Raw genomic sequence first — 3,562 nt, 5'->3', positions numbered from 1 at the left:
GACTGACGGCGACCACCAGCGTGATGAAGTTGCTCTCGCCCGCCATCTCGAGCAGGCGCGTGCGGATGCCGCGAAAGGCATCCGATTGCTGGCGTACCGACTCCTCCCGATGGATCAGGCGCTTGCGCTCGCAATCGATGGGCGCCAGCGCGCCGGCTTCTTCGCGCATCCGCGCGATGGAGTGGCTGGGCATGGCATGCCCGTCGCCGTGATGGGCGTCGTCATGATGATCGGCGAGCATATCGCTGAATTCCGTGTTGTCCGCGGCCAGTTTGTTCATGGTCAGCCCTTCATCCTCATCCAGAACAGCAGCAGGTACACCGCGCCGACACCGGCGACGATCAGAGCCAATGCCATGTTGTGCAGGTGGTCACGCCGGCGGTCGCGCGGCGTCGGATAGAACGGGATCGAGGCAAGCACAGGGAAGCCCGTGGCACGCTCGAGCTGACCGACCGAGYGCACCCGGGGATCGAAGCGGGCGACCGCGAAGAGCAGGCCGAAGGGAATCACCAGGGACAGCGCGAGGCCGGCCAGGCCGAAGTGCATGAAGCGGAGGCCGGAGGGCACCAGCGGCATCACCGCAGGGTTCTGTACCAGGAAGGTCAGGCCACGCTGCTCGGCGTCGAGATTCATCGACACGCGTGCGTTCTCGCGACGCTTCAGCAGATCCTGGTAGACATCGCGATTGACGTTGTAGTCGCGGGTGAGTTCGGCGATGACATTCTCCGAACTGGCGATGCGCTTGCTGCGTTCGAGCTCGGTCTGCAACATGGCCTCGCTCGCGCCGGCGCGTGCCGCACTGGCGGCAGCGTCACCGCGCACGGCAGACAGCTGCAGGCGCATCTGCTGGTAGACCGGGTTCATCGTGGTCGAATGGTCAATCGGCATCGGTCCGCCGGCCGCGCGCTGCGCGTCGGCCGTCTGGGCCTGCTTGCGCACGTCCTCGATCTGATGGCGCAGGCGAATCACATCCGGGTAATCCTCGGTGTAGTTGAGCAGCAGCTTGTCCAGCTGGCCCTGCAGATCGCCGAGCTGCGTGGTGTAGATGCCGCCGACCGTCTGCACCGCGTTGACTTCGGATTCGCCATTGATCTGTGCGGCGAGCGACGCGGCCTGCGACTGCTTCTGCATGTAATCCATGCGATTGTTTTCGATCTGCATGCGCAGCTGGCTGATGCGCGAATTGGTGTCCACGTCGTTGCCCGGCCGTGCATCGGCATTGGCGTCGCGATAGGCCTTGAGCTTGCCTTCCGCGTCGGTCAGCTTGGCGCGATACGCCTCGACCTGGCTGTTGATGAACTCGTAAGCTTCGCGGCTTTCGCGCTGCTTGGAGGCCAGGCTCTCGCTGATGAACAACTGGCCGAACGCACGGGTCACCTCGAAAGCGCGCTTCGGGTCCGAGTCGAAATAGGTGATGGTGATCAGGTTTTCGCGGTTGTTGATGATCTTGGTGCGACCCTTGATCCCCTCGATGATCTTGTCGCGATCCAGCGCGGACGGGCTGTTTGCCAGCCAGCCTCCGCTGCGCAGCACCTCGTCGAGCACGCGGCGACTGAAGATCACGTCGCGGGCGATGCCGGCACGATTCTTGTTGCCGGTGGCCGAGGCCGCGCCTTCCATCAACGGCGTGATGATGCTGCTTTCCTCGGCGAGGATGGTCGTCGACGCTTCGTACTTCTTCGGCCAGACCATGCCGACGCCAAGGGCGAGCAGCGCGATGACCGCGAAGATCACGCCCATCGTCACGCGCCGCCTGCGTGCTTCACCGATCAATGCGGGCAGGATGCCCGTGAAAGGAACAAGTTCCCCGTTCATCACATACCCCTGTCAGAACGCACGCTGCGGTACCGTAATCACGTCGCCGGGCTGTACCGGGTAGTTGTTGCTCAGGTCGCCCTGCTGCAGGATTTTCTGCAGTTGCACCGCGTAGGCCTGGGTCGCGCCGCCCGAGCTGCGCCGATAGAGTTCGGTGCGATCGGGCGCGGCAAACTCGGTCGTCCCGCCGGCGGCGAGCACGACATCGAGCACAGTCATGCCCTGCCGGTAGGGAATGGAAATGGGACTGCGCACCGCGCCGGTGACGCGAACGCGCGAGAGGTATTCGTGACTGCGCAATGCCGTAAGGATCACGGCCACCTGCGGGTCGCGGATGTACTGAGCCAGCTTCTGCTGGATCTCCGCCCCTACCTGGTCGGTCGTGCGCCCACCGGCGGCGACATCGCCCACCAGCGGTACGGTGACCTTCCCGTCCGGTCTCACCGGAACGCTGACACTGAGGTCCGGGTTATGCCAGACCGTGACCTGTAACTGGTCGTCGACACCGATCAGATACGACTCGACCGCCGGATTGGCGGCGTCCATCTTCGGTGGTGCCGAGGTGATTCCGCCTGTCGCGCATGCCGTCAACATGACGGTGGCAAACACTGTGGCGACGCGATTCCAACGCTTCATGATGACACCTGCCCCTGTGACTTCGCTCGGTCGGTATCGTCGTGTCGATAGGGGTCCACGTCCATTCCAACAGCCCGCCTATGCCATTCGACCGACGCGCCGAATCTTGCGAAGTGCGCCATGCTTGTCGCCCCGCGAAACGAGGAGGACCAGGTTTGTCGGAAGCCGTGGACATCGTCGGGCGACTGACCCATCCCGCGGTCCAGGGGCTGCTTCTGGCCCTGCTCTCGACGGCACTGGTCCTGTGGCGACGCCCTCGCACGGCGGCGTTGGCGGCGGCGCTTGCCCTGGCCTGGATCTGGATCGCGTCCACGCCCGTACTGGCGCTGCACCTGCGTGACGGACTGGCCACCGTCCCGGGATCCTCCACACCGCACGCCGACGCGATCGTCGTGTTGGGCGGCGGCAAATTGCCGGTGGCCGACTGGTCGCGCACGACGACGCGCGCCGGTCGCGGGCTGACCTTATGGCGTGACGGCTTTGCGCCCCTGCTGCTGGTCTCCGGCAGCGATCAGGCCGACGACCTCGCGCGGGGATTTACCCTGTCCGGGGTTCCCGGCGGCGACCTGCGTGTGGAAAGCCGCAGCGTCAACACGCACGAAAACGCGCGAAATTCGGCCGCCATGCTCAAGGCAGACGGCCTGTCCGATGTGCTGTTGGTGACGTCGGCCATCCACATGCGCCGGGCGGCCGGATGCTTCCGGCACGAGGGCATCGTCGTGACTCCCGTACCCGCGGAGGACGGCCACGGGAAGCTGGTCGTCGCGCCCGGCTGGTTGCCGCGCCGCGACGCGCTGACCCTGACTGCCCGCTGCCTCCGCGAGTATCTGGCCCTCTGGTTCTATCACCGCCGCGGCTGGATGTGACCGGAAACCTGGCCCGCTGACGCGGGATCGCCGATCAATCGGCTCCCACAACGACGTGGGCGGCGTCAGAGAGCGGCGACGATACCGAGCTGTTTCAGCACCACCTGCTCCCACACCCCGTCCAGGTCGCCGTCCGCCAGCATGTCGTAGGCATTGCGGCCGGAGAACGCCCGCTGCGGCATGACCAGCCAGCGGGCCGCCCGGTGGCGATCGCCCACGCACGAAACGACCAGTTGGGCCAGCGG

General features: G+C 65.6%; 4 protein-coding genes and 1 pseudogene. 1 reads left to right on the top strand and 4 read right to left on the bottom strand.

Annotation, left to right across the window (positions count from 1 at the left end; translation table 11 throughout):
- The 3 genes and pseudogenes from AC1DT2_RS18145 to AC1DT2_RS18135 form a co-directional block, all read right to left on the bottom strand.
- Positions 1 to 280, bottom strand: a pseudogene (locus AC1DT2_RS18145) (polysaccharide biosynthesis protein); the annotation flags it as partial.
- A 2-nt stretch (positions 281 to 282) separates the two neighbouring features.
- Complete coding sequence (locus tag AC1DT2_RS18140; protein ID WP_477297871.1) at positions 283 to 1,815, bottom strand: XrtA system polysaccharide chain length determinant; 1,533 nt, start codon at positions 1,813 to 1,815, stop codon at positions 283 to 285.
- Between the two features lie 12 nt (positions 1,816 to 1,827).
- Positions 1,828 to 2,451 (bottom strand): XrtA/PEP-CTERM system exopolysaccharide export protein, encoded by a 624-nt coding sequence (locus tag AC1DT2_RS18135; protein ID WP_477297870.1) that lies wholly within the window; start codon positions 2,449 to 2,451, stop codon positions 1,828 to 1,830.
- Positions 2,452 to 2,606: 155 nt separating this feature from the next.
- Between AC1DT2_RS18135 and AC1DT2_RS18130 the strand changes: the two genes are divergently transcribed.
- Positions 2,607 to 3,317 (top strand): YdcF family protein, encoded by a 711-nt coding sequence (locus tag AC1DT2_RS18130; RefSeq protein WP_477297869.1) that lies wholly within the window; start codon positions 2,607 to 2,609, stop codon positions 3,315 to 3,317.
- Between the two features lie 65 nt (positions 3,318 to 3,382).
- On the opposite strand, the gene AC1DT2_RS18125 is transcribed toward AC1DT2_RS18130, so the two are convergent.
- The coding region (locus tag AC1DT2_RS18125; RefSeq protein WP_477297868.1) for an antitoxin Xre/MbcA/ParS toxin-binding domain-containing protein at positions 3,383 to 3,562 on the bottom strand (180 nt) is incomplete at its 5' end.

This window comes from Luteibacter sp. P4_E6 (assembly GCF_056401535.1).
Note: the sequence above shows the minus strand (reverse complement) of the source record. Positions and strands in the feature narration are given on the sequence as shown.